The organism is Bradyrhizobium sp. 76, assembly GCF_023073025.1.
Lineage (GTDB): Bacteria > Pseudomonadota > Alphaproteobacteria > Rhizobiales > Xanthobacteraceae > Bradyrhizobium.
Window position 1 is genome coordinate 40664 of the sequence record NZ_JADPIS010000014.1, and the last position, 25201, is coordinate 65864.

The window sequence follows — 25201 nt, forward strand, 5'->3', positions numbered from 1 at the left end:
GTGGTTGAACAAGCTCAATCGGCGAATGGATTCATTGCAGCAAGGAGACCCCGGAATGCCCATCAACGTGACGCGTCGGAACATGCTCGAGTTGCTCGCGGGAGCAGCGGTCGCGCCCGTGAGCCTTTCCGCAGCGCCGGCCAGCGCGCAGTCGCTGCCGCCGCTTCGGGTCACACACTTTGGCGGACCATACCAGGTCATGCGCGAGATTATCGCCGAGCCCTTTGCAAAGGACGGGCTCGGGCAAGTCAGTTACGAAGTTGAGACAGGGCCGACTTCCGTGACAAAGATGCAGAGCCAGCGCGACACCCCGCCGTTCGACGTGACGATGATCTCGCGATCGTTTGCGTTCAGGGCGCTGAACGCCGGCTTGCTGCAGAAGCTCGCTCCATCCGATATTCAGGACGCTGCGTCATTGCGTCCTGGCAGCATTGCCGCGAGCGGCTCCGGTGTCGCTCTGATGTTCGATGCCATGGAAATCATGGTCGATACGCGCCAGGTCAAGGAGCCGATCACCTCGTGGCTCGATCTGTGGCGGCCGGATCTGAAGGGCAAGATCATGCTCCCCGCGGCCTTTAACGGGGGAGCCACCGTTCCCTTTATCGGCTGCATCGTGCGCGCTCTCGGCGGTGATGAGAACAACGATGCGGCAGTCAACGAAGCCTTTGCGCGTCTCAAGGCGCTCAAGTCGAGCGTGCGCGGCTTCTACTCCGACGGCAATCAGCCAATGGAGGTGATCGAGCGTGGAGACATCGCCGTCGGGGCGCAGTTCCTCATCCGGATCGCCAACCTCAATCGGCGAAGCCCGCACATCGTCAACGTCACTCCAAAGGAGGGCGCTTGCGCCGTTCCCTACGATCTCTGTATTCCCGCGGGCATCAAATCGACCGATCTTGCCAGGACTTATGTCAATTATGCGCTCAAAGGCGACGTGCAGAAAAAGCTCGCGGAGCGGCTGCTCGTCACACCGTCTCGTCTCGGGGTGGAGGTCAGCTCGGACGTGCGGCCATTGATTATTACCGACCCCTCCCAGATGTTCTTCATGGATGACGCCGTGACGGCGAAGAAGCAGCAGGCGTGGCTCGATCGCTACACGCGCGAGGTGCAAAGTTGAGTCAGGTCGAACGGGCCGGCGAGATCGAACTCGAGGTCTCCGGCGTTTCAAAGAATTACGGGCAGGTTCGTGCCCTGGAACGTATGAACCTCTCGATGCGTCGCGGCGAGATTCTTGCGCTATTAGGACCGAGCGGCTGCGGGAAGTCGACTCTGCTCAACATGATCGCAGGCTTCGAGCCGATAGACGAAGGTACGATCCGCCTGCGGGGGCTCACCTTGAACGAAATCCCCCCGCACCGGCGCGACGTAGCGATGGTGTTCCAGAGTTACGCGCTATTTCCGCACATGACAGTCGCGGAAAACATCGCCTACGGCCTTCATCCCCGGAAGGTCGGTCGTGCGTCGATCCGCGCGCGCGTCGGCGAAATGGCGTCTCTCCTGAAGCTCGATCCGTTGCTGGCGCGTTACCCCTCGCAGCTCAGTGGGGGTCAGCGTCAGCGCGTAGCCATTGCCCGTGCATTGGCGGTCCGTCCACAAATGCTCCTGCTCGATGAGGCGTTTAGCGCGCTCGATCGCAATTTGCGCGAGGAGATGCAGCTCGAGTTGTCGCTGCTGCTTCGCCGACTTCACTTGTCGACGATCCTCGTCACGCACGATCAGCGCGAGGCGTTCTCTCTCGCGGACAGGATCGCCGTCATGGAGACCGGGCGGATCGGCCAGATCGGGACGCCGCGAGAGCTCTACGAAAAGCCTGCAACCGATCACGTACTGCGCTTTCTCGGCACCACGAACGCAATCAAGACCGAGGTCTTTTCGCGTGATGGCGAGATGCATCTCCAGGCGGGAGGCATTGTGTTCAAGCCGCCGGGAGAGCAACCACCACCGGGCGGACGGGAGGCCATCGTTTATCTGCGGACCGAGGATATAGACCTGTCGACGCAGCCCACCCGAGTTCATCCGGCGACGCCGGCTTCCGTGGTGCTCGTGACGTTTCTCGGAGCGCAAGAACGCGTTGTCGTCGCCATCGACGGCCAAGAACTCCTGGTCGAGCGACCGGCCACGCATGGCGGAGGCACGTTTAGCCCGAACCAGGAGGTGTTCCTCGACTTCCAACCCTCGCAATGCCGGATTGCGGCCATGGGCGAGCCATGAAGAAAAAGCCCTGGGTGGCCTGGCTGTGGTTGCTCCCCGCCGGCGCGATACTGGTACCGTTCTTCGTCATACCGCTGTGCGTCGTCCTTCGCGACAGCTTTTATCGGGACGATCCCATCAGCTTCATTCTGCCCGATTTCACCTTCGCAAACTACCTTCGCGTCCTCGCCGACGACTACTACCTCTCGGTGTTCGGCAACACGCTCCTGATCGCCGCTGTGGTTTCCGTCGCGGCGCTGGCCATCGCACTGCCTTATGCTCAGTACATCGCGAGGACCAGCGGCACGCTCCGGCCAGTGCTGCTCTGGATCACCTACCTGCCGCTCTATGTGAGCGTGATCATGCGTGCGTTCGGCTGGATGGTCATCACCGCCGATCGCGGCATGATAAACAGCGCGCTGCTCCAACTGGGGCTCATCAGCGAGCCGATCAAGCTGCTCTACGAAGCGGAAGGCATGACGCTGGCCATGCTCCATCGATATCTGCCGCTGATGGTGATTCCGATCGTCGCCGGTCTCGTCAAGCTCGATACGAATCTTCTGAAAGCCTCGGCAAATCTTGGCGGCACATGGTGGTACGGCTGGCGCCGGATCACCCTGCCGCTGGCGATTCCCGGAATGGTCGCAGGCACCCAGTTGGTCTTTGCAGGCGTACTCAGTGATTATGTCCTGCCGTCGCTGACAGGCTCGACGCGCTTTCCGATGATGTCTCCCGTGATCTTCTATGAAGCGACGACCAACACTGCGTGGGCGACTGCGAGTGCGCTCGGCACCATCGTTCTAGGAATCGTTGGCACCATGCTGGTCGTATCCGCCATCGTCATTCGTCGTCTCATGCCCTGGCAGTCGGTGAACCAATGACGCGAGCGACGCTCGATCTTCCCCGGATCACGGCCCTGAGTTGGACATGGCTCGTGGTTGCATTCCTGTCTCTGCCTATCCTGCTTGCGGTCGTGATCGCCTTCAGCAGCGGTGATCGACTCGAATTTCCCGTCCCCGGCTTTAGCTTGCGCTGGTTTCACGAAGCCGCGCGCAATCCACAATTTCTCGAAGGTGCGCTGAACAGCCTGATCGTTGCCGCCGGTAGCGCCGCGCTGGCAACCGTGGCGGGAACCGGGGTGTCGCTCGCAATCAATCATCACCGATTTCCCGGCCGCTCGTTCGTCCAGATCGGCGTGATGTTGCCCGTGTCGCTGCCCGCGATCGTGCTGGGACTTGGGATCCTGTTCGTGTTGCCGTCCTATGGGCTTCGGCCGGGACTGCTGGCCGCGACGATAGGTCATGCCACGATCGGCATCCCCTACGTGGTGGCGATGGTCACCGCATCGCTCTCGACCTACGACCGGACGCTGGAGCGGGCATCTGCCAACCTCGGCGTCGGCCCCATCCAGACCTTCTGCCGGATCACGTTTCCGCTCATCAGGAGCGGCATTGTCGCCGGAGCGATTTCCGCATTCCTCATCTCGCTGGACAATGTATCTTTGTCGCTGTTCCTGACGCGCGGCGACACATTACCTCTGCGCTTGATGCAGCAATTGCTGTTTTATGCGGATCCCAGCATCGCAGCGGTTTCAACCATCATGCTTGCCGTGTCGCTTGCGCTGCTTGTGCTCGTGCTGCCGATCGTCATTCTCAGGCGGAATCGCTGAGATATCGCTCCCCTCAATCGCCAACATGGAAGTAGGCCTGTCGTGAAGCTTTATATCTACGAACACTGCCCTTTTTCCACGCGCGCCCGGATGATCTTCGGGCTGAAGAAAATTCCCGTCGAGCTCGAGGTAATCATGGAAGGAGATGCCGAGACGCCGACGCAGCTTGTGGGCAGGAAGGTCGTACCGATCCTGGTAAAGGACGACGGGACAGCAATGGCCGAAAGCATGGATATCGTGCGCTACGTGGACGGCCTTGTCGGGCCGATGGTTCTGTCAGATCCTCCGCGAACGGATATCATGGCATGGTGCGAGAAGGCTCGCCCGACCGTGTCGCGGTTGTCGATTCCCCGGATGGTCAAGAGTTCGTTCAAGGAGAATTCAACAGACGTCTCGCAGAAGGCGTATCGTGAGCGGGAGACCAAAGCGTTTGGCGATCTTGACGCATTGATCGCGGACAGCCCGAGCTTGATCGAGCAGGCTCACGACCTGCTGCACCAGCTTGAGCCCCTGATTGAGAACTGGCCGGCTCGATCGGAGACGGACCTCGTTCTCTTTTCGCAACTGCGCGCCCTAAGCATCGTGAAGGGTCTGAAATTCGGACCGAAGGTGAAAACTTTTGCAGCAGATATGATCGATGGAAGTGCCGTCGAACTGTTGAGAGATCGAGCCATTTAATCCGAGAGGCAGCGCCAGCACCGCCTCCGGTTGCCCGCGAGGCCCCAGAACGCATCCAGCACTATGCGATCGAGAAAGCACTACGCGGCCGATCTGCTGCCGATCGCCGCGCCGGCTGTCAGGTGCATGCCAGGCCAGCCTGTGGCCGCAGCCCTGAAACAATGGTTGAGGCAAAGCTTGGCCATCTCGCGCAGAAGAGCGAGGCCGCCCGAGCTTTATACCCTGTTCGCTGGTTACGACGTCGACCGCCGACGGAAATTGAAGGGCTGGGCCAAACCTGGATGAGGCACTATCAGATTCCGCGACCGCACGGTCGAAGGCGGAATCCCATTTTCCGCCGGTAGCTCAAACGATGGGTTTTGATCTCGGAAGGTCAAAAATGCTTTATCTTTCAAAGGGGGATTGACTGACACTCTCTCCGCCAGCCAGGGTCATTTCGCACTTCGATCTGGAAACAAATTGGAAATTGAGCTGTTTTCCGGGTTTTGGTCTATCAGAGAAATCCTATTGTTGATCCAACCGCGCATCGATAGACCCGGAGAGGGGAAACTGCTGAGTGCATAGCTCGGTGAACGCCCGATGCAGACCAATGAATGTGAACTCCATCACTCTCTTCGAAGCGGGTGCGTGTGTTAATCATAGCCAGTCGGGTTAAGCTCAGGCATGGTGAGACATCCATAACTTGCCGCCAAGGCGGCTTAAGGAGTCTGACAATGATTGCGATTTTCACCAAAGCCGCCGTCTTTCTCATTGCGGCTTTCGTGGTCTCCGTCTTCGCTCTCTCGACGCCGAGCTTTGCTTGGACCTCCGAAACCAAGAACAAATGTGTCGGCGACGCGTTTCGTCTCTGCGGTTCGTCTATCGGCAATGACAAGGCGACTGAGGCATGCATGGAAAAGCAGCGCACCAGTCTCAGCGAGGGTTGCAGAACGGCCGTGGAAAAAGAACGTGCCGCCCAGCCGACGCCCTCGGCCGGGGCGAAATAATCACAATCACAGTCGGTCAAGCAAATCGGACGCGAGTTTGGGGGGCGCTACGTCCTCGAAGGATAGAGTGGGGAAGGTGGGCAATCGAGTCGCATCATAGGAGATCGCCGCATCCGAACTGCAATGACCCGGTAACTGTCCAGACCGTTTTGAGGCCTAATTGAAATACCGCTGAGCAAACTTTTGGAAATTTTCCATCAAGAACCGATTTGCGCGCCTGCTGATTGGAGCATCTGGCACCATTATATCAAAACCATGATACGCGCCGTCGAACATTTCGAACTCAACCGGAATGTCGGCCCGACGAAGGTTCTCGACGTAGATTTTCGCTTCATCCCGAAATGGCTCGAGACTGCCGACAAATGTGATCGTCGGCGGCAATTTCGTATAGTCCGTGCAGCGTGCCGCAGCCGCATAAGGCGTAACGTTCTTCACGCCGTCGAGATAACGGGACCATGCCAGTCTGTTAGCTTTTTCATCCCAAACGGGTGCGTCGTTTCCAACGACTGATGCGCTATTCTGCCGGTCATCGATCATTGGATATAGCGGCATTTGAAACGCTATTTTTGCGTCGTCCGTATCGGTCGCCTTGAGCGAGACGGCGGCCGCAAGCCCTCCTCCCGCACTATGGCCCGACACGATGAACTTGTCAGTTCTTCCGCCGAAGGAGGCCGCATTATCCCTTATCCATAGCAGAGTGTCGTAGCAGTCATTGAATGCGGCCGGGTACGGCGATTCAATGGCCTTTCGATAGTCCGGCGCGACGATGATGCACGGCTCCGTATCGATGAAGTCCTTGAGGATTGAGCCGAATTGCTCGGGCACCCCGTGAACGTAACCGCCACCATGCAAGTAGAGCATGATCGGCAGCGGTCCAACCGTCGCGGTGGGCCGATAGATTCGCACACGAATAGGCGCCCCGCCATTCGTGCTCGGAATGTATCGCTCTCGGTTGACAAGTCCCCTGATGTTGCTTCCGCGCAGGGCGGCCGCAGAGAAACGAAACACGAACAGAGAGAACCATCGCGTGTGAACAAAGCTTGCGATGATCCGCCCAAAGGCATATCGGCTACGCAAGCCTTCATCCACCATCTCTCTGGTGACCTTCACTCGATACGTCCCGCCTTAGCTCCAGAACTCGCGCCATCCGAAGGCGTCAGCCCTAGGCCGTTTTTTGACCCAAAGCAGATGCAACAAGTTTGTTTAGGAAGCTAGTCTAAAGCGCGATGGCTCCAGCAGGCTATCGGCTATTGCAGCGCAGTGATTATCTTTGCAGGGACGGGCCGCCAGAGGCCCAGCCCCCGAGAAAACCTCGGGCGCCTCGATGTTGGCAGTCTTTCCGGAAGCTGTCCGAAATATCTAATCGCTCGAATCATCGCACCTCTGATGGCTGGCTCGACCTTTGCGCAAATAAACCAGCAGATCAGGACAAGAATGCTCAGTTGGACCCACACGGCCGTGGTGGCATCCAGGCCGGCATCGGCCAGCGCATGAATAATCGCGCTGCCGACGATGTTGTGGCTGAGATAGAGTGGATAGGTAATCAGCCCGAGCGTTCTCCAATAGGCCGGCGCCTCAGGAGCAGTGATACCCGCAGCGCGCCTGTTCCTGTTCCGGTTCGCGGCCATGGCGATGAGGAGCACCGCGGCAGCCCAGACCATGATCGGCACGAGGGCTGACTGGTCCGCGATGGCCGGTATGCTGGTCAAAAAGAACGATGCAAAATAGTAGATCTCTGCAGCCCCCGAAAGGCAGGTGACGGCGACTGCGACGCGTTCGAGCTTGGTCAATTCTCTGTTTGAAGAAATGAACAGCCAGACGCCCAGCGCGAAGAAGCAGCCATGGTTCAACAAGTATGCTGCCGCCGGAACCCGAAACATCAGAACGATGAGATAGATCAAGTCGGACGGCGTCGTGCACGACAGCACCAGCAACGCGCCAGCATTGAATATCGCGCTGTAGATGGTGAGACCCCAAGCCAGATGCCTCAGCGTGACCTTCTTCGAGAGCATCGCGCAGTACACGAGTCCATAAAACGCCGTCTCGGCAGCCAGTGTCCAGTAGACGCCATCGAGCCACTGACCTGTGACCCCCTTGGGGACCATCAGCATGGCGTGGATGTAGGGCAGGATGAATTCGGATGCTGGTCCACTTCCGAAGACAAGCAGAACAAGAAGAGAAGCGGTGGCACAGACCCAGACCGCCGGATAGAGCCTGAGTGCACGCCCGAGCAAAAATTCGCCCGGCGAAGACTTGCATGCGGAATTCGCGATAACGAAGCCGGAAATGACAAAGAAGATTTCGACGCCCACCCAACCGAACCATGTGAAGGGTGCTGCAGACGGGTAGAGGACGTCGGCTGCGACGTAGCGCTCGAAGCCTGGGACGCCAATCGAAACCCAGGCCCATGACCAAAACATCTGGTGAAAAATGGCGACTCCGAGAGCGGTCCCGAAGCGCAGCGGATCCAGCAGTGCAAAATGGTTTTTCACGGGAGTGCTTCCGTTCCATGAAACGATCCCGTTACAGATATTGGAACCCTTCACCAAGCTCTGCGACGTTGGTCACACTTTCTCCGCCCACTTCAAAATGCGCAGATTCTGTGCCCGTATTGGCGGTGCGTTGTGCCGCGCCTCCGCGCTGTGTGATGTTTCTCACGAAGCCGCAATCGGCGAATCAAATTTGGCTCAGCCATCGGAAAACTGCTCGTTGGCCGCTCATGGGCGCTAGCCGCCGCTCTTCAGGAGATCGATTTGCGTCCAGCTGCAACGTCTCCTCGTCGCCTGGCTAGTAAAAGCCGCGATGGTCGTTGCGAGTCCCGCTGGAAGATTCGGCTCGCTCTTCAGCGTGTCCAGGAAGGCGGGATCACCTGATACCGTGAGGCCATCCAGCTTGATCGGATGCAGCGGCTCGGCTGCTGCTGCGACCGCCGCCAGATCCGGACGCCGTCATATGCGAGCCGCGGACGCAATTGGAAATTGTTGCCGAACTGCTCGTCGAGCGCGAGGCGCCATCCGGTCAGCGACACCCTTCCATCGGCGATCGCCGCGCTCATGGCGACGCTATGCGGCTGCAGCGTGCCGAGATTACCGAGCGCAACGCTGAGCCGGGTGGTCGCCTCCGCCAGCGTGACCGCCTCGATGCCCGGATCCTGGTCGGGCGAGGTGAAGTCGATCAGCCGCGCGCTGCTGCCGATCTTGAGGGCCTCGCCGCTTCCGCCCGCTTGCTGCATGGCCTTTTTTGTCCCATAGCGCGGTCGTCCACCGATCGTGACCAGGACGGTATCCTTCTCGCGCGATTTGATCAGATGGCCGTAGGGATTGCCGGAGACGCCCTTCACCGCCAGCAGATCGGCGAACTTGCCCTTGGCGATCGTCCCCAACTTCGCATCCCACTTCAGGATCGTCGCCGGATTGCGCGTCGCCATCGAGACGATATCGTAGTCGCTGAAGCCGAGGCTGAAATGCGCAGACACGACCTTCGCCGCCTTCAGTTCGCCCAGCAGGTTCTTGCTGCCGGAAGGCGACCAACCCGAGCCCAGCGCGATCGTCAGTCCGGCCGTCCGCGCGGCGGCGACGTCGGTCGTCTTCCCATAGAGCAGCAGATTGCTCAGGGGTGACCAGACGACAGTCTGTTCCGTCACTCAACCAGTACATGGGTCATGGCGGGACCCAAAGGTTCATGACCGTCTCTCGCGCGCCTCGGCCGCGACAACGCGCCGCGACCGCGCGCCATGCAGAAACGCGCCTGTACACGGTCGCGTGACCTCCATAACTTCCGCGGCGCAATTTGAGGAGATGCGACGTGGCGAAGAAGACGGCGACCAGGAAGAAAAGTGCTGCTAAGAAAGCAGCGAAGACCTCCGGCAAGGCGATCGCCGTTCGCAAGGGCAAGCTTGCGAAGGCTGCAACGAAGCCGGTCAAGCGGGCCGCCCCGCGCAAATCGTCCGCACCGCGCCGTCCCAAAGGCCCGGCCTGGCAATGGTCGGCGGTCGAAACCGCAGCCGCGATCCGCTCCGGCGCCATCTCCGCGGCCGAGACCGTCGAGGCGCATCTGGAGCGGATGCGTGCCGTCAATCCGAGGCTGAACGCCGTCGTCGTCGATCTCTCGGAGGAGGCGCTGGCTGCGGCGCATGCGGCCGACAAGCGGCGCGCCAAAGGCGGCGACCTCGGCCTCCTGCACGGCGTACCGATCACGATCAAGGAGAATGTCGACTACGAAGGCCGTCCGAATTTCAATGGCGTTCCCGCCAACAAGGATCTCATCGCACCATCGGATTCGCCCGTCGTGCGCAACCTGAAGAGAGCTGGCGCGATCGTCATCGGCCTCACCAACACGCCGGAATTCTCCTTCCGCGGCTTCACCGACAATCCCTTGCACGGGCTGACGCTCAATCCCTGGGATCCTGACATCACCTGCGGTGGCTCCTCGGGCGGTGCGGGTTCGGCGGTCGCCGCCGGCATCGGCGCCATCGCGCACGGCAATGACATCGGCGGCTCGCTGCGCTGGCCGGCGCATTGCAACGGCGTTGCGACCATCAAGCCGACGCAGGGGCGTATTCCGGCGTTCAATGCAAGCGCTACCGCCGAGCGGCCGATGCTGGCGCATCTGATGTCGGCGCAGGGGCCGCTCGCCCGCCACGTCGCCGACGTCAGGCTCGCGCTGGAGGTGATGAGCCAGCGCGATCCGCGCGATCCCTGGTGGGTGCCGGCGCCGCTGGTCGGGCCGAAGCCGAAGGGGCCGATCAAGGTCGCGCTCGCCAGGATTCCTGAAGACATGGACGTCGATCCGCACGTCGCGGCGGCGTTGCGCCAGGCCGCCGATCATCTGGAGCGTTCCGGCTATCGGGTCAGCGAGGTCGATGTGCCCGACATCGACGGCGTCTGGCAGACCTGGTGCGACATCATCACCAACGAGACGATGGTGATGCAGGAGGCCGGCATGCTGAAGGTGACGTCCGAAGACTTCCACAAGGCTTGGGGCGGCATGAAAGCCAAGGCCAATTTGCTCGACCTCAAGGCCTGGATGCAGGCGACCGCCGCGCGCAATGGCCACATCCGCGCCTGGCAATTGTTCTTCGAGGAATATCCGGTGGTGCTGGCGCCGACCACGGTGAAGCCGATTCCGGGCCCGCGCGAGGACACTGTCAGCGCTGAGCGCGTGCGCGAGATCTTCTGGGGCGAGATCCGCTTCATCTCCGCGATCAACGTGCTGGGCCTGCCCGGCGCCGTGGTGCCGGTGACGCTGCACGATGGCAAGCCGATCGGCGTGCAGCTCATTGCCGGGCGCTATCGCGAGGACCTCGCGCTCGACGCGGCGGCCGCGATCGAGAAGCGCGCCGGCGTGCTCGCCCATCGACTCTGGGAACAGATGGACTGATAGGGCAGCGGAGGGTGTTTCCCTCTCCCCTTGTGGGAGAGGGTGGCTCGCCGCGCAGCGGCGAGACGGGTGAGGGGTCTCTCTCCGCTAACGCAAGCTTGGCCGTATGGATAGAGACCCCTCATCCGGCGCTTCGCGCCACCTTCTCCCACAAGGGGAGAAGGGAGTGCAGCGTGGTCGCTGCCGCCAACCGCAAAACTTCATTAATCCAATTTAACTCGAATTTTAGCCAATTCCCCAACAACCGTTAGGGTTACTTCCTCGATCTCTAGACGAATTATTGTCCGCTTTACCACCCGCCTCTAACAGAGGGACGGCGGACAACGCACATGCCTCATACAGGCCAATAAGTGCGGCCCGCTCCACGCGGAGGTGGCACGATGCGCAACGAGACGATCGCTATTCACGCCGGCTACGAGCCCGAAGCCACCACGCACGCGGTTGCCGTGCCGATCTATCAGACCGCGGCCTACGCCTTCGACAGCGCCGATCACGGCGCGGCGCTCTTCAATCTCGAGACCGAAGGCTATCGCTACAGCCGCATCGCCAATCCGACCAGCGCGGTGCTGGAGAAGCGTATCGCCGAGCTCGAGGGCGGCGTCGGCGCGCTTGCGGTCGCGACCGGACAGGCTGCGCTGCATTTCGCCTTCGTCAATGTCGCCGATCACGGCGGCAACATCGTTTCCGTGCCGCAGCTCTACGGCACCACGCATACGCTGCTCTCGCACATCCTGCCGCGGCAGGGCATCACCGGTCGCTTCGCCGAGAGCGACAAGCCCGAGGCGGTCGAAAAGCTGATCGACGAGAACACCCGCGCCGTGTTCGCCGAAACCATCGGCAATCCCGCCGGCAATGTCTGCGACATCGAAGCGCTGGCGAAGGTCGCCCACGCGCATGGCGTGCCGCTGATCGTCGACAATACCGTTGCAACCCCAATCCTGCTCAAGCCGTTCGATTACGGCGCCGACATCGCCGTGCACTCGCTGACCAAGTTTCTGGGCGGTCACGGCACCACGCTCGGCGGCGCCATCGTCGACTCCGGAAATTTCCCCTGGGCCAAGCACGCCGATCGCTTCCCGGGCTACAACAAGCCGGATGCCTCCTATCACGGCCTCGTCTACGCCGAGCGCTTCGGCAAGACGGCCTATATCGAGCGCGCGCGCAGCATCTATCAGCGCACCATGGGTTCGGTGCTGTCGCCGTTCAACGCCTTCCTGCTGCTCCAGGGCATCGAAACCGTCGCGCTGCGCATGGAGCGCCACTGCGAGAACGCCCGCAAGGTCGCCGAATACCTGCGCAAGGATCCGCGCGTGGCCTGGGTCAATTACACCGGTTTCCCGGATAGCCCCTATTACCCGCTGGTGCAGAAATATCTCGACGGCAACGCCTCGTCGCTGTTCACCTTCGGCATCAAGGGCGGGATGGAAGCCGGCAAGTCGTTCTACGATGCGCTGAAGCTGATCACGCGCCTCGTCAATATCGGCGATGCCAAGTCGCTGGCCTGCCATCCGGCCTCGACCACGCACCGGCAGATGTCGGCGGAGCAGCAGCGGGTCGCCGGCGTGCTGCCGGAAACGATCCGCTTGTCGATCGGTATCGAGCATTGCCAGGACATCATCGAGGACCTCGACCAGGCATTGGAAAAGGCCTGCCCGTCCGCGCGCCTCCAGGCCGCGGAGTAGGCGACCGCACCGATGACGATCCTGATCGATAGGGATCAAGCCATATCGAGCCCGGCGCTGGTGCCGGGAGCGGGCGATCTGGCGCGCGAGCCCGGCGGCACCGAGCTCACCATCGGGTTGATCAACAACATGCCGGATCCGGCGCTGAAAGCGACCGAGCGGCAGTTCATGAAGCTGCTGCAAGCCGCGGCAGGTCCGCGCCGCATCCGCTTTCACTGCTTCTCGCTGCCCTCGGTCAATCGCTCGCCTGAAGCGAGATGGCATGTCGAGAGCGAATATTCGGACGTCACCGAGCTCAGGCGCCACAAGTTCGACGGCTTGATCGTGACCGGCGCCGAACCGGTTGCGCCCGAGCTCGACCAGGAACCGTACTGGCGCGATCTCACCGAGTTGATCGATTGGGCCAAGGTCAACACGCGCTCGACGATCTGGTCGTGCCTCGCTGCGCATGCCGCGGTGCTGCATCTCGACCGCATCGAACGGCGGCCGCTCGCGGTCAAATGTCATGGTATTTTCGACTGCGAGGCCGTGACCAGCGATCCGCTGACGCGGGCCGCGCCGGCGCCGCTCAAGGTCTCGCATTCGCGCCTCAACGAAATCGCCGAGAGCGATCTCGCGCAGGCCGGCTACCAGGTGCTGACGCGTTCGGCAAAGGCCGGCGTCGACATTTTCGTCCGGCAATATGCCAGCCGCTTCGTCTTCCTCCAGGGCCATCCGGAATACGACGCGCTGTCGCTTCAGCGTGAATATCTGCGCGACATCGGTCGTTATCTTGCGCGTGAGCGCGACAATTATCCGAATTTGCCGGTGAGCTATTTTGACGCTGCGACGGAAGAGAAGCTGGTCCGCTTCGAGAAACAGGCAAGGCATCAGCGCCACCCCGCGCTCAGCAACGAACTGCCGCCGCTGACTTTGCGTGCCGATATCGCCGCCGGCAGCGCGGCGGCGGCATTGTTCCGGAACTGGCTGCAATATCTCGGCGCGGGGACCGACGCTTCGGTGCTTGCACGTTAGGTCGGGACGACGGGGTCGACGTTAGGACTAACGAAGTGTGAAGCTTGCCTCGAGCCGCGCACGAATGCTTCAGTGAGGGGCGGGCAGACAGGAAATGCGAGTCGTGTGGTCGGCACTCCAGGGACGCGTGAGCAATCGGCTGGCCCGGCATTTCCGCGCCGCGCCGCACCGGCTGCCCGCGCATGCGCCCATGGTGAGCTTCACCTTCGACGATGCCCCCGATAGCGCCGCAGGCGAGGGCGCCGGACTTCTGGAGCAGCATGGCGGCCGCGGTACCTTCTATCTCGCGGGCAGCCTGGTCGATCGTCCCTCGGACCACTGGCACGGTCTGTCGAACGACGCGATCGTGCGGCTTCACCGGGCCGGACACGAGATTGCCTGCCATACTTTCTCGCACCTGAGTGCGGTCGGTCTCGACGAGGCCACCATGGCCCGCGAGATCGAGCGAAACCGCAGCCATTTTCGCAGCATCGATTCCTCGATCACGCTGGAAAATTTCGCTTACCCCTATGGCATCGCGTCGGTGTGGCGCAAGCCGCAGCTCGCCAAGACCTTCCGCTCGGCGCGCGGCATCCTTCCCGGCGTCAATCGCGACGTCATCGACCTCCAGTTCCTGCGCGCCTCGCCCCTGGTCGATCGCGAGATCAATACGACGGGCGTCGATCGCTATTTCGACGAGGCGGTCGAGAGCGGCGGATGGCTGATCTTCTACGGTCATGACGTCGCCGACGCGCCGAGCCCATATGGTTGCACGCCGGACCTGATGCGCCATGCGCTGCAAGCGGCCGGGAAGCGCGACATGCCGATCGTGACGGTCGCGGAAGCGCTGCGAAGGATCGGGGCGTAAGAAAGTTTTCTTCCCACAAAGGGTGGGGGAAGGCGGCGTCTCGCTCCGCAAACAGTCTTGCCACGCCTGCGCGGTCATGCGACTGGCCTTGTGACGAATCTCACGGCCTCACCCCGACATGCCCATGTCCTCTCCTTCCACCGCTCCGCTGCCTGCGCCGGCCCAGGGCCGCGATGCGCTGTCGGTGCTGCGTTCGGTGTTCGGCCTGCCCGGGTTCCGCGGCGCGCAGGGCGAGATCATCCGGCACGTCACGGACGGCGGCAATTGCCTGGTGTTGATGCCGACCGGCGGCGGCAAGTCGCTGTGCTATCAATTGCCGGCGCTGCTGCGCGAAGGCTGCGGTGTCGTGGTGTCGCCTTTGATTGCGCTGATGCGCGACCAGGTCGCCGCCATGCTCGAAGCAGGCGTCAACGCCGCCGCGCTGAACTCGTCGCTGACCCCGCAGGAAGCCTCCGACATCGAGCGGCGCCTGATCGCGGGTGATCTCGACCTGCTCTATGTCGCGCCGGAACGGCTGGTGACGCCGCGCTGCCTGGCGCTGCTGGCGCGGGCGAAGGTGGCGCTGTTCGCGATCGACGAGGCGCATTGCGTCTCGCAATGGGGCCATGATTTCCGCCCCGAATATGTCGGCCTGTCCATCATCGCCGAGCGTTTTCCCGACGTGCCGCGCATCGCGCTGACCGCGACCGCCGACGAGTTGACCCGCAAGGAAATCGTCGAGCGGCTTCAGCTTGCAGACAGTCCGCACTTCGTCTCCAGCTTCGATCGTCCCAACATCCGTTACGAGATCGTCGACAAGCGCAACGCGGTGTCGCAGCTTAAGGATTTCATCCGGGAGCGTCACGCAGGCGATGCGGGCGTCGTCTATTGCCTGTCCCGCAAACGGGTCGAGGAGGTCTCCGCCGCGCTCGACGACGCCGGCATTGCGGCGTTGCCCTATCACGCCGGGCTCGACAGCAGCGTGCGCTCGCGCAACCAGGACCGCTTTCTCAACGAGGACGGCATCGTCATCGTCGCGACCATTGCCTTCGGCATGGGCATCGACAAGCCGGACGTTCGATTTGTCGCGCATCTCGATCTGCCCAAGAGCATCGAGGCCTATTACCAGGAGACAGGACGCGCCGGCCGCGACGGCAAGCCGTCGGCGGCCTGGATGGCTTACGGTCTGTCGGACATCGTGCAGCAGCGCCGCATGATCGACGAGTCGAGCGGCTCCGAGGAATTCAAGCGGGTCTCGATCGGCAAGCTCGATGCGCTCGTTGGCCTTGCCGAAACGCCGCACTGCCGGCGTCGGCGGCTGCTCGCCTATTTCGGCGAGATCGTGATGGGCGAGGGCTGCGGCAATTGCGACAATTGCCTGACGCCGCCGAAAATGCACGACGGCAAGGTGCTGGCGCAAAAGCTTCTGTCCTGCGTCTATCGCACCGGGCAGCGTTTCGGTGCGATGCATCTCATCGACGTGCTGATCGGACGCCTGACCGAGAAGGTGACGCAGTTCGGCCACGACAAGCTGACGGTGTTCGGCATCGGACGCGAGCTCAACGAGAAGCAGTGGCGCACGGTGCTGCGGCAGCTTGTGGCGATGGGACATCTGCTGAGTGACAGCGAAGCGTTCGGCGCGCTGAAGCTGACGGATTCGTCGCGCGGCGTGCTGCGGGGCGAAACGGAAGTGTGGCTGCGCGAGGAAGCGCCCGGCACCCGGATCCGTTCGAGCCGCGCCAAGTCCCGCCGCGGTGATCTGGCGCCGGCGGCCGGTGCGCCGCAGGGCGATGTCGATCCTGAATTGCGCACGCGGCTAAGAGCTTGGCGCTCCGACATTGCCCGCGAACGTGGCGTGCCGGCCTACGTGGTGCTGCACGACGCCACCATCGACGGCATCGTCCGCGCATGGCCGACCACGATGGACGAGCTGCGCAATGTGCCCGGCATCGGCGACAAGAAGCTCGAGCACTACGGCGACGAGCTGCTGCAGATTGTCAGGACGCGGTAGGGGCTCGGTTCGTACCCCGGATTGCGCTGCGCTCCATCCGGGCTACCGACCTCAGCCGTTCCGGAACGCATACCCGTAGCCGTTCAGCGCCGGCGCGCCGCCGAGATGGGCGTAGAGGATCTTCGCGCCCTTCTCGAAATAGCCCTTCTGCGTGAGGTCGATCAGGCCCTGCATCGACTTGCCCTCGTAGACGGGGTCGGTGATCATGGCTTCGAGACGCGCGGTGAGGCGGATCGCCTCCTTGGTCTCTTCCGACGGCACGCCGTAGGCGGGATAAGCGTAGTCCTCGATCAGCACGACGTCGTCGGCGACGAGATCCTGGCCGAGCTCGACGAGCTTGGCCGTGTTCTGCGCGATCGAGAGTACCTGCGCCTTGGTCTGCGCCGGGGTGAAGGAGGCGTCGATGCCGATCACCTTTCGCGCGCGGCCATCGGCGGCGAAGCCTACCAGCATGCCGGCATGGGTCGAGCCGGTGACGGTGCAGACCACGATGTAGTCGAACTTGAAGCCAAGTTCGGCTTCCTGCTTGCGCACTTCCTCGGCGAAGCCGACATAGCCGAGGCCGCCGAATTTATGCACGGAGGCGCCGGCGGGAATCGCATAGGGCTTGCCGCCCGCCGCCTTCACCTCCTCGATCGCCTCCTCCCAGCTCTTGCGGATACCGATGTCGAAGCCGTCGTCGACCAGGCGCACGTCGGCACCCATGATGCGCGACAGCATGATGTTGCCGACGCGGTCATAGACGGCGTCCTCGTGCGGCACCCAGGCCTCCTGCACCAGACGGCACTTCATGCCGATCTTGGCCGCGACCGCCGCGATCATGCGGGTGTGGTTGGACTGCACGCCGCCGATCGAGACCAGCGTGTCGGCGTTCGAGGCGATCGCGTCGGGGATGATGTATTCGAGTTTGCGCAGCTTGTTGCCGCCATAAGCGAGCCCGGAATTGCAGTCCTCGCGCTTGGCGTAGACCTCGACGTTGCCGCCGAGATGCTTTGACAGCCGCTCCAGCTTCTCGATGGGCGTCGGACCAAAGGTCAGCGGATAGCGCGCGAATTTTTCGAGCATCGTCAGGTCATCCCGATTGGCGTTAATGTCTCCAAAAATGGTAGCATCGCTCTGCAAAAAGGTGCTTTCAAATATTGTGCCTCTATTGCGCATGATCTTGCGATAGCGGATCAAACCCGTTGTATTCCTTTCGGAATAGGTGCCAAGTACGGAAGTTTCTTCCATGTCCGCTCGTCTTGACCGTATCGACCTTAAGATGTTGAGATTGCTGCAAAATAACGGCCGGCTGAGCAACGCCGAGCTGGCCGAAACCGTCGCCATCAGTCCCGCCACCTGCCATCGCCGCACCCAGCGCCTGTTCGAGCACGGCTTCATCGCCGCCGTCCGCGCCATGGTCGCGCCGAAGAAGGTGGCAAAGGGCACGCTGGTGATGGTCGGGGTCGTGCTCGACCGTTCGACGCCGGAGAGCTTTGCGATCTTCGAGCAGGCGATCACCAGACTGAAATTCGTGCTCGACTGTCACCTCGTCGCCGGCGACTTCGACTATTTCCTCAAGATCCGCGTCGGCGACATGGAGGACTTCAACCGCATCCACGGCGAGCAGCTGATCGCGCTGCCCGGCGTGCGCCAGACCCGCACCTTCTTCGTGATGAAGGAAGTCGTCGACAACGCGCCGCTGGAGTTTTGAGCCGAAGCTATTGATGCGCGACCGGCATCATGAGAGATTCAGGTGATGCAGCCATTCCCCTTCCGCCACCTCAATCTGGCCGGACCGGCCTATCGGCGCGGTTGGGTCGACGAGGCGGTCGCCGCGATCGAGGCCGACCAGTGCCGCACGGCCGACACGCATCTGATCCGGCTGATCGTGCCGGCGCTCGCTGGCATCGACATCTATCTGAAAGATGAGTCCACGCATCCGACCGGTAGCCTGAAGCACCGGCTCGCGCGCTCGCTCTTCCTTTACGCGCTCTGCAACGGCCACATCCGCGAAGGCACGCCTGTCGTCGAGGCCTCGTCGGGATCGACCGCAGTGTCGGAAGCCTATTTCGCGCAGATGATCGGCGTGTCCTTCTATGCCGTGATGCCGCGCACGACCTCGGCGGAGAAGATCGCCGCGATCGAGCATTACGGCGGTAACTGCCATCTGATCGACGACGGCCGCGCGCTGTATGCGGAGGCCGGCGCGCTGGCCGCACGGCTGGGCGGCCACTACATGGACCAGTTCACCTTCGCGGAGCGCGCCACCGACTGGCGCGGCAACAACAACATCGCCGAATCCATCTTCACGCAATTGCAGGGCGAGCCGCGCCCGCTGCCGGACTGGATCGTGATGGGCGCGGGCACCGGCGGCACCTCGGCCACCATCGGACGCTATTTGCGTTATCGCCAATATCCGACGCGGCTGTGCGTCGCCGATGTCGAGCATTCCGCTTTCTTCGACTGCTTCAGCTCGCAGGACCGCTCCCATGTTTGCGACCGCCCCTCGCTGATCGAAGGTGTCGGGCGGCCGCGCTGCGAGCCCTCCTTCGTGCCGGGCGTGGTCGACCGGATGATGAAGATCCCGGATGCGGCGACGATCGCGGCGATGAACGTGCTATCGCGCCGGCTGCGCCGCGCGGTGGGGGGCTCGACGGGCACCAATTTCCTGGCGCTGTGCCGGCTCGCCTCGGACATGCGAAAGGCGAATCAGACGGGATCGCTGGTGACGCTGATCTGCGATTCCGGCGAGCGCTACCGGCAGACCTATTATGAGCCCGCCTGGCTGAAAGCGCGCGGACTCGATCCAGCGCCGTTCGAGGCGGCCTTGTCGTCGTTCCTCGATACAGCGCAGCCACTGGCGCTTGAGTTCGAAGACGTAACGAATCCGCAGAACTTGCGAAATCCTGAGGCCTGATAGCTGGCGCCTCCCTGCCATTGCAAGATTGCACGGCCGTCACGGCAACTTCACTTGCCTTGCGCGCGCCTGCGGGCGAGTTTCGCGGCTTCTCAACGAGGAGACCTGCCGTGCGCCTTCCCATTCTCGACCTGAAAGACCTGAGTGCCGAACAGAAGCCGCTCTATGACGACATGCGAGCGGGCATCAAGGATCACTTCAAGGGCTTTGTGAACATGCGCGACGATGGCGCGCTGCTCGGGCCCTGGAATCCCTGGATCCGCGAGCCGCGCTTCGGCAAGCCGGTGTGGGAGCTGGTCAAGGCGATCGCGGCGAACCCGCTGCTGCCGGCGCCGGTGCGTGAGGTCGCGATCCTCGTCACCGGCTCGCATTTCCGCTCCGGCTACGAACTCTATGCGCATGTGCTGGTCGCCGAGCAGCGCGGCCTCTCCGACGAGAAGCTCGCGACCATCGTCGCCGGACAGCGGCCGGTCGATCTCACCAAGCAGGAAGCCGTCGCCTACGACGTGGCGTCCGCATTGGTCAGCGGCGGCGTGCTGCCGGAACTGACTTATCGGGCCGCGGTCAAGGAATTCGGCGAGCACGGTGCGGCCGAACTGTCCTATCTCGTCGGCGTTTACTGCATGGTGTCGGTCACGCTGAACACGTTCGACGTACCGGTGCCGGACTAGATCTGCGGTGCGATCACTCCGCCGCCTTGTTCATGGGCGGCGGAGGCGACCAGGCAATACAGCGATTGCGACCTTCGGCCTTCGCCTGGTAGAGCGCGTGATCGGCCGCGCTCATCAAGGCGTCGATGCCGGACATGCTGACACTTGCTTCCGCAATGCCGATGCTCACGGTGACGCCGAACTGATTTTGGTCGGCGGCGATCTGTGCGCTCATCACGCGTTTGCGGATCCTCTCAGCGACGATTCTTGCACGCGACAGGCTGGTTTCGGGCAGCAGAATCGCGAACTCCTCGCCGCCGAAGCGGCCGACGACGTCCGATTTGCGCTTGCCATCGAGGCATGCGGCCGCCACGGCCTTGATCGCTTCGTCTCCGACCGCGTGACCATAGCGGTCGTTGACAGACTTGAAATGGTCGATGTCGAGCATCAGGACCGAAACGGAGCGGTAGTAGCGCTGGAAGCGGCTCCATTCTGCGTCGAGCGAGCCCAGCAAATGGCGGCGATTATAGAGGCCCGTGAGCGGGTCGGTGGTGGCCAGGCGCTCCAGCATGTTGGCCTTGTTGGTGAGATCGGTAATATCGACATAGGTCAGCATGCGGCCGCCGTTCGACATCGTGGTGCAGTGGGCCCTGATCCGCCGCGCATCCGGCGTCTGGAGGTCGCGCACATGATCGCCCGCCTTGACTTCGGCGACGCGCTTGACGGGAAATTTCGCCAGTTCGTTCGCCGGCAGATCGGGCGCGCTCGCACGGTGCACCCGGCTCACCAACGATGCATAGGTCGGGCGGGCGGCGGCTTCCTGTTCGCTCACCTCCCAGAACCGCCGCATGCGCCGGTTCATGAAGCTGGCGTTGAGATCGCGGTCGAGCAGCAGCACGCCGTCCTCGACGTTCTCGAGGGCGTCGCGCAGCAATTTCAGCTCGTCGGAGTAGCGCACGATGTCGGTGACCGGCGTATAGGTCAGCATCCGCCCGCCGTTGGGCAGAGGCGTGCATTGCATCCGAACGACGTCGCCGCTGGTACGGCGCAGGTCGCGCGGCGACGCATCGCCTACCTGTATTTGACGGACGCGCTCGGCGACATAAGCCTCCAGCTCGGCCGGCGGAATCTCGTAGGCGAGCGTATCGCGGCCATGATGCATCAGCGTCACAAATGACGGGTTGCTGTTGGCGACTTCATCCGGCAACAGCCACATCTGCCGGAACGCCCGATTGATCAATTGCGCGCGGAGATTGGCATCCAGCAGCACGATGCCCAGTGGGACGAAATCGAGTGCCGCGCGAAGCGCCAGCATCTGTCCGCGTATCAGCGAATCGGTCCCCCGCTCCTGCTCGTCCACGGCCTTCGGATCGACATGATCTTCCGCTCCGAGCGCAACCCCGACCTGACGGTCCGACCGCCAGAGCACACGGCAGGAGAGGATCTCCTGGCCTGCGAGCCGGAGCTGGAACCGATCGGGCACGCCGAGGCTGCTCTGCATCTCCAGCGTCGCGCCGTCTTCGGACATCCGGCGCACGACGCAATCGATCGTCGACTGACCGAAGTTGAAGAAGATCTGGCCGGCGAGGAACGTTCGTTCCGATACCAAGCGGGGCATTCCCAACCTCCCAAGCGGAATTGGCTCAGTTTGCCGCAAGCTTATTTGCCGAAAGGTAAGGCGGTGGGCGATTGCGCGAGAGGGCTAACAATTGGTTCACGCATCCGGCGTCGTTTACGTCAGCGGAGAACGCGAAAAGCCCTTCATCATCAACGATGAGCGGGAGCGGCCTTGCTCCGATATGCGTGAAAATGCGGACGCTCCGCTTTACGGAAAATCCACTACGGTCCGCAGTCAGCCGCGCACCGCGCAGAGCGGCGTCCGCAACGTCACGCGTTTGCCCTGATGGCGGAACTGCCTGTTGGATGGAATGTGATCGCCCGCGTGGTCAAGCGGTGTCCGCAATCGGTGGACGGTGCGAATGCACGCAGGTACGTTGCCGTGACCGCACGGACACAATCCGCGCCAGAGTGCAGGCCGGACAATGGAGAACGATAGCCATGGACACGTCACGCCGCATCCTGCTCGCCGGACTGGCGGGATTCGCCGTTGCGCCGACCGCCGCTGGAGCCGCGCCCTCGATCGCGGCCGATGACGTGACGGTCGCCGAAGAGCGCTTTGCGCGCATGATCGCAGCTGCGCATGCGCCCGACGTCACCTGCGTGCGACAGGCCGAGCGTTATGCGGACGCGCATTGGCCAAACTACGTCGCGGCGGCGCGTTCCGTCATCGCGGCGAGAGCGTGAGGCATTCTCTTTCCTCTCCCGTTGCGGGAGACGGCAACACGAGGTGTTTCACGTCCCCACCGCCCGCCTTACCTGCTCACCGATCTGCGACAGCACGAGCTGCGCCTGCGGCAGGATGGCGCCCATGGCGTGGAAATTGTGAACCATGCCCTCGTGGCAGACGTGCTCGACCGTGACGCCCGCGGCGAGCAGCTTGCGCGCATAGGCATTGCCCTCGTCGCGCATCGGGTCGTACTCGGCGGTGTGGATGATGGCGGTCGGCAGGTCCGCAAGCCGTGTCGCGCGCAAGGGCGAGATGCGCGGATCGGCGGCATCCAGGTCCTCGGGCAGATAATCGGCGAGATCGGCTTCGATCGTGACGCGGTCGATCAGGTGGCCCTCGGCGAATGCCTCGCGCGAAGGCGAGGCCTCCTCGAAATCCAGCACCGGGCAGATCAGGCATTGCGCGACGATGGAAAGGCCCGCGGCCTGCGCCGCCTCCTGGCACACGATCGCAGCGAGCGTTGCACCGGCGGAATCGCCGCCGAGAACCAGACGCCCGGCGTCGATGCCGAGCGATGCGGCCTCGCGCGCCACCCATTCGGTGGCGGCGATCGCATCGTCCACGGCAGCGGGGAATTTGTGCTCGGGTGCCAGCCGGTAATCGACCGAGACGAGACGGCAGCCGGTCGCATGTGCCAGCGCCGCCGCGATGCGGTCATGCGTGGCGATGCTGCCGGCAACGAGCCCGCCGCCGTGAAAGAACACAAAGCCGGGCGCGCGATCGTCGGCGCCTGCGGGTGAATAGAGGCGATAGGGCAGCGCGCCGCCGGGACCAGGCAGCATGCCGTCGGACGTCGTCACGTCAGGCGCATCGGCGCGCGCAAACTGCATCAGCTTTGCCAATGATTGCCGCCGTGCCTCCACGCTGGGCCGGCTCCGTGCCTGCGGCGTAGCCGCAGCCATCATGGTCAACAAACGCTTTGCGAGCGGATCGAGCGGCATGGTGCTTCCTTTCCCCTTCCGGGAGGGTAACTCACCATTTTCCCGCAGGGAATCATTTAGAAATTGCGCCCAATAGTGGCGCTATAATGCGGCACCACGCCAAGGAGAGGCCGGTCATGGCCGAGATCAAAAAGCCCATCGCTTATTCGCCGAGCTGGACCTTCTTTGAGGGCAAATGGCATGAGGGCAATGTGCCGATCATGGGTCCGCGCACGCATGCGGCCTGGCTCGGCTCCGTCGTGTTCGACGGTGCGCGGGCGTTCGAAGGCGTCGCGCCCGATCTCGACCGTCACGTCGCCCGCGCCAATCAATCCGCGATCAGCTTTGGCCTGAAGCCGCTGGTCGATACCGGGACCTGGCTGACACTCGCAAACGAGGGCATCGCACGCTTCGCGCCGAATGCCGAGCTCTACGTCCGTCCGATGTACTGGGCGCGGAACGGCTCGGGCGGCGGCGTGCTGTTCGATCCCGAGACCACCGATTGGTGCCTGTGCATCTACGAGGCGCCGATGCCAAAGCCGGTCGGCAACGCGATCACGCTGTCGCCGTTCCGCAGGCCCACCGCTGAATGCGCCCCGGTCGAGGCCAAGGCCGCCTGTCTCTATCCGAACAATTCGCGCGCGCTTGCCGAAGCTGCCTCGCGCGGCTTCCAGAACGCGCTGATGCTCGACATGCTCGGCAACGTCGCGGAGTTCGGCAATTCCAACGTGTTCATGGCCAAGGACGGCGTGGTCTACACGCCGGTGCCGAACGGCACCTTCCTCAACGGCATCACCCGCCAGCGCGTCATCAGCCTGCTTCGCGCCGACGGCGTCACCGTGGTCGAGAAGACGCTGCGCTATGCCGACTTCCTCGCCGCCGACGAGATCTTTTCCACGGGCAATTTCGCGAAAGTCGCGCCGGTGATCCGCATCGACGATCGCGAGCTGCAGCCGGGCCCGCTCTACACCCGCGCGCGCAAGCTCTATTGGGACTTTGCCCACGCGGTGAAGCTGGCGGCATAGCTTCCGCAGTTTCCCCGTCATTGCGAGCAAAGCGAAGCAATCCAGGCTGCCTCCGCGGAGGGATTCTGGATTGCTTCGCTGCGCTCGCAACGACGAGGTGGGGGACTGCTGAGGAAATCAGCGGGCCGCGGCGCTCGCGACGCGAGCGCGAACGAGAGGACCTACTCGTCCTTCTTCGACATCCGCTCGAGGCGTTCCTGCATGTCCTTCATCTGCTGGCGCAGATCGTCGATATTGCTGTCCTTCGGGGCTTCTGCGGTCGGCTCGGGCGCCGGCTCCGCGGAGCCGGCGGGGCGGCCTGCGCCGGGCGCGAAAGGCTTGAACATCGAGAAGGTCTGCTGGAACAGCTCCATGTTGCGGCGGACCTGTTCCTCCAGCGGCGCAAACGGGGTCCCGGACAGCGAGGTGGCGATCTGCTTGCGGAACTTCTCCTGCTCCTGCGTGAGCGACGCGATGGCCTGCTCCAGATATTTCGGCACCACCATCTGCATGCTGTCGCCATAGAAGCGGATGAGCTGGCGCAGGAAAGTGGTCGGGAGCAGGTTCTGGCCGGCCTTGTTCTCCTGCTCGAAGATGATCTGGGCAAGTACGGAGCGGGTGATGTCGTCGCCGGTCTTGGCGTCGTAGACCAGGAAATCTTCGCCGTCCTTGACCATGGAGGCGAGGTCTTCCAGCGTCACGTAAGTGCTCGTCCCGGTGTTATAGAGCCGGCGGTTCGCGTATTTCTTGATGGTGGTGGGTTGGTCTGATTTCGCCATGGGCTCTCACTTGCAAGCGCGGAGAACGGGAACCTGACGGGCTATGCCGCAGGGCGGGAAGAGTACGCAACGCAACAAAATAAGCATTTTCAAAGGGGTCACGCTACCGTTTTGTGCGCCACGGTTAATCGGGCAGCAAAAACGTGCTTGCGAAAGCGCCAAGAACGCTA

23 protein-coding genes and 1 pseudogene are annotated in these 25201 nt (G+C 62.6%); 17 read left to right on the forward strand and 7 right to left on the reverse strand.

Features of this window, described 5'->3' with window-relative positions:
- Positions 1 to 4: 4 nt before the first annotated feature.
- The 7 genes and pseudogenes from IVB48_RS00525 (at position 5) to IVB48_RS00555 (ending at position 5520) form a co-directional block, all read left to right on the forward strand.
- Entirely contained in the window at positions 5 to 1114 is a 1110-nt protein-coding gene (locus tag IVB48_RS00525; RefSeq protein WP_247396417.1) for an extracellular solute-binding protein, read from the forward strand.
- Positions 1111 to 2208 (forward strand): ABC transporter ATP-binding protein, encoded by a 1098-nt coding sequence (locus tag IVB48_RS00530; protein WP_247396419.1) that lies wholly within the window; start codon positions 1111 to 1113, stop codon positions 2206 to 2208. Before IVB48_RS00525 ends, IVB48_RS00530 begins: the two co-directional genes overlap by 4 nt.
- Positions 2205 to 3068 (forward strand): ABC transporter permease, encoded by an 864-nt coding sequence (locus IVB48_RS00535; protein WP_247396435.1) that lies wholly within the window; start codon positions 2205 to 2207, stop codon positions 3066 to 3068. The genes IVB48_RS00530 and IVB48_RS00535 overlap by 4 nt, the downstream gene beginning before the upstream one ends.
- Positions 2954 to 3856: an ABC transporter permease gene (locus IVB48_RS00540; protein ID WP_247396436.1), complete on the forward strand. Its 903-nt coding sequence runs from the start codon at positions 2954 to 2956 to the stop codon at positions 3854 to 3856. Before IVB48_RS00535 ends, IVB48_RS00540 begins: the two co-directional genes overlap by 115 nt.
- Positions 3857 to 3898: 42 nt before the next feature.
- The gene (grxB, locus tag IVB48_RS00545) at positions 3899 to 4534 is read left to right on the forward strand and encodes a glutaredoxin 2 (RefSeq protein WP_346658959.1); all 636 of its coding nucleotides are present in this window, start codon (positions 3899 to 3901) and stop codon (positions 4532 to 4534) included.
- Positions 4531 to 4767 (forward strand): annotated as a pseudogene (locus tag IVB48_RS00550) (hypothetical protein); the annotation flags it as partial. The gene grxB and the pseudogene IVB48_RS00550, both read left to right, overlap by 4 nt.
- Positions 4768 to 5247: 480 nt before the next feature.
- Positions 5248 to 5520 (forward strand): hypothetical protein, encoded by a 273-nt coding sequence (locus IVB48_RS00555; RefSeq protein WP_247396438.1) that lies wholly within the window; start codon positions 5248 to 5250, stop codon positions 5518 to 5520.
- 156 nt (positions 5521 to 5676) lie between these two features.
- On the opposite strand, the gene IVB48_RS00560 is transcribed toward IVB48_RS00555, so the two are convergent.
- The 3 genes from IVB48_RS00560 to IVB48_RS00570 form a co-directional block, all read right to left on the reverse strand.
- Positions 5677 to 6630: an alpha/beta hydrolase gene (locus tag IVB48_RS00560; protein ID WP_247396439.1), complete on the reverse strand. Its 954-nt coding sequence runs from the start codon at positions 6628 to 6630 to the stop codon at positions 5677 to 5679.
- A gap of 137 nt (positions 6631 to 6767) precedes the next feature.
- Entirely contained in the window at positions 6768 to 8012 is a 1245-nt protein-coding gene (locus IVB48_RS00565; protein ID WP_247396441.1) for an acyltransferase, read from the reverse strand.
- A 350-nt stretch (positions 8013 to 8362) separates the two neighbouring features.
- Positions 8363 to 9163, reverse strand: a complete 801-nt coding sequence (locus tag IVB48_RS00570; RefSeq protein ID WP_247396443.1) for an amidohydrolase family protein — start codon at positions 9161 to 9163, stop codon at positions 8363 to 8365.
- Between the two features lie 161 nt (positions 9164 to 9324).
- Between IVB48_RS00570 and IVB48_RS00575 the strand changes: the two genes are divergently transcribed.
- From IVB48_RS00575 to recQ, 5 genes are all read left to right on the forward strand, one after another.
- A complete protein-coding gene (locus IVB48_RS00575; RefSeq protein ID WP_247396445.1) occupies positions 9325 to 10899 on the forward strand; it encodes an amidase family protein in 1575 nt (524 codons plus the stop codon).
- A gap of 380 nt (positions 10900 to 11279) precedes the next feature.
- A complete protein-coding gene (locus IVB48_RS00580; protein ID WP_027568036.1) occupies positions 11280 to 12581 on the forward strand; it encodes an O-acetylhomoserine aminocarboxypropyltransferase/cysteine synthase family protein in 1302 nt (433 codons plus the stop codon).
- A 12-nt stretch (positions 12582 to 12593) separates the two neighbouring features.
- Positions 12594 to 13595: a homoserine O-succinyltransferase gene (locus IVB48_RS00585; protein WP_247396447.1), complete on the forward strand. Its 1002-nt coding sequence runs from the start codon at positions 12594 to 12596 to the stop codon at positions 13593 to 13595.
- Between the two features lie 103 nt (positions 13596 to 13698).
- Positions 13699 to 14442, forward strand: a complete 744-nt coding sequence (locus IVB48_RS00590; protein WP_346283277.1) for a polysaccharide deacetylase family protein — start codon at positions 13699 to 13701, stop codon at positions 14440 to 14442.
- A 124-nt stretch (positions 14443 to 14566) separates the two neighbouring features.
- Positions 14567 to 16432 (forward strand): DNA helicase RecQ, encoded by a 1866-nt coding sequence (recQ, locus tag IVB48_RS00595; protein ID WP_247396453.1) that lies wholly within the window; start codon positions 14567 to 14569, stop codon positions 16430 to 16432.
- A gap of 51 nt (positions 16433 to 16483) precedes the next feature.
- Here the strand turns inward: recQ and IVB48_RS00600 are convergent, their stop codons facing one another.
- Positions 16484 to 17497, reverse strand: a complete 1014-nt coding sequence (locus IVB48_RS00600) for a 1-aminocyclopropane-1-carboxylate deaminase (RefSeq protein ID WP_007599136.1) — start codon at positions 17495 to 17497, stop codon at positions 16484 to 16486.
- A gap of 163 nt (positions 17498 to 17660) precedes the next feature.
- On the opposite strand from IVB48_RS00600, the gene IVB48_RS00605 reads away from it, so the two are divergent.
- The 3 genes from IVB48_RS00605 to IVB48_RS00615 all read left to right on the forward strand — a co-directional run bounded on the left by IVB48_RS00605 (position 17661) and on the right by IVB48_RS00615 (position 20002).
- A complete protein-coding gene (locus IVB48_RS00605) occupies positions 17661 to 18125 on the forward strand; it encodes an Lrp/AsnC ligand binding domain-containing protein (protein WP_007599137.1) in 465 nt (154 codons plus the stop codon).
- Between the two features lie 45 nt (positions 18126 to 18170).
- Positions 18171 to 19331, forward strand: a complete 1161-nt coding sequence (locus IVB48_RS00610) for a PLP-dependent cysteine synthase family protein (RefSeq protein ID WP_247396501.1) — start codon at positions 18171 to 18173, stop codon at positions 19329 to 19331.
- Positions 19332 to 19441: 110 nt separating this feature from the next.
- Positions 19442 to 20002: a carboxymuconolactone decarboxylase family protein gene (locus IVB48_RS00615; RefSeq protein WP_247282935.1), complete on the forward strand. Its 561-nt coding sequence runs from the start codon at positions 19442 to 19444 to the stop codon at positions 20000 to 20002.
- Between the two features lie 13 nt (positions 20003 to 20015).
- On the opposite strand, the gene IVB48_RS00620 is transcribed toward IVB48_RS00615, so the two are convergent.
- A complete protein-coding gene (locus IVB48_RS00620) occupies positions 20016 to 21599 on the reverse strand; it encodes a sensor domain-containing diguanylate cyclase (RefSeq protein ID WP_247396456.1) in 1584 nt (527 codons plus the stop codon).
- A 440-nt stretch (positions 21600 to 22039) separates the two neighbouring features.
- On the opposite strand from IVB48_RS00620, the gene IVB48_RS00625 reads away from it, so the two are divergent.
- Positions 22040 to 22285, forward strand: coding sequence for a hypothetical protein (locus IVB48_RS00625; protein ID WP_027568028.1), 246 nt, complete (start codon positions 22040 to 22042; stop codon positions 22283 to 22285).
- A 48-nt stretch (positions 22286 to 22333) separates the two neighbouring features.
- On the opposite strand, the gene IVB48_RS00630 is transcribed toward IVB48_RS00625, so the two are convergent.
- Positions 22334 to 23269 (reverse strand): alpha/beta hydrolase, encoded by a 936-nt coding sequence (locus IVB48_RS00630; protein ID WP_247396459.1) that lies wholly within the window; start codon positions 23267 to 23269, stop codon positions 22334 to 22336.
- 116 nt (positions 23270 to 23385) lie between these two features.
- Between IVB48_RS00630 and IVB48_RS00635 the strand changes: the two genes are divergently transcribed.
- On the forward strand, positions 23386 to 24273 hold the full coding sequence (locus tag IVB48_RS00635; RefSeq protein WP_247396462.1) for a branched-chain amino acid aminotransferase: 888 nt from the start codon (positions 23386 to 23388) through the stop codon (positions 24271 to 24273).
- A gap of 161 nt (positions 24274 to 24434) precedes the next feature.
- Here the strand turns inward: IVB48_RS00635 and phaR are convergent, their stop codons facing one another.
- Complete coding sequence (gene phaR, locus IVB48_RS00640; protein ID WP_027568025.1) at positions 24435 to 25031, reverse strand: polyhydroxyalkanoate synthesis repressor PhaR; 597 nt, start codon at positions 25029 to 25031, stop codon at positions 24435 to 24437.
- Between the last annotated feature and the right edge of the window lie 170 nt (positions 25032 to 25201).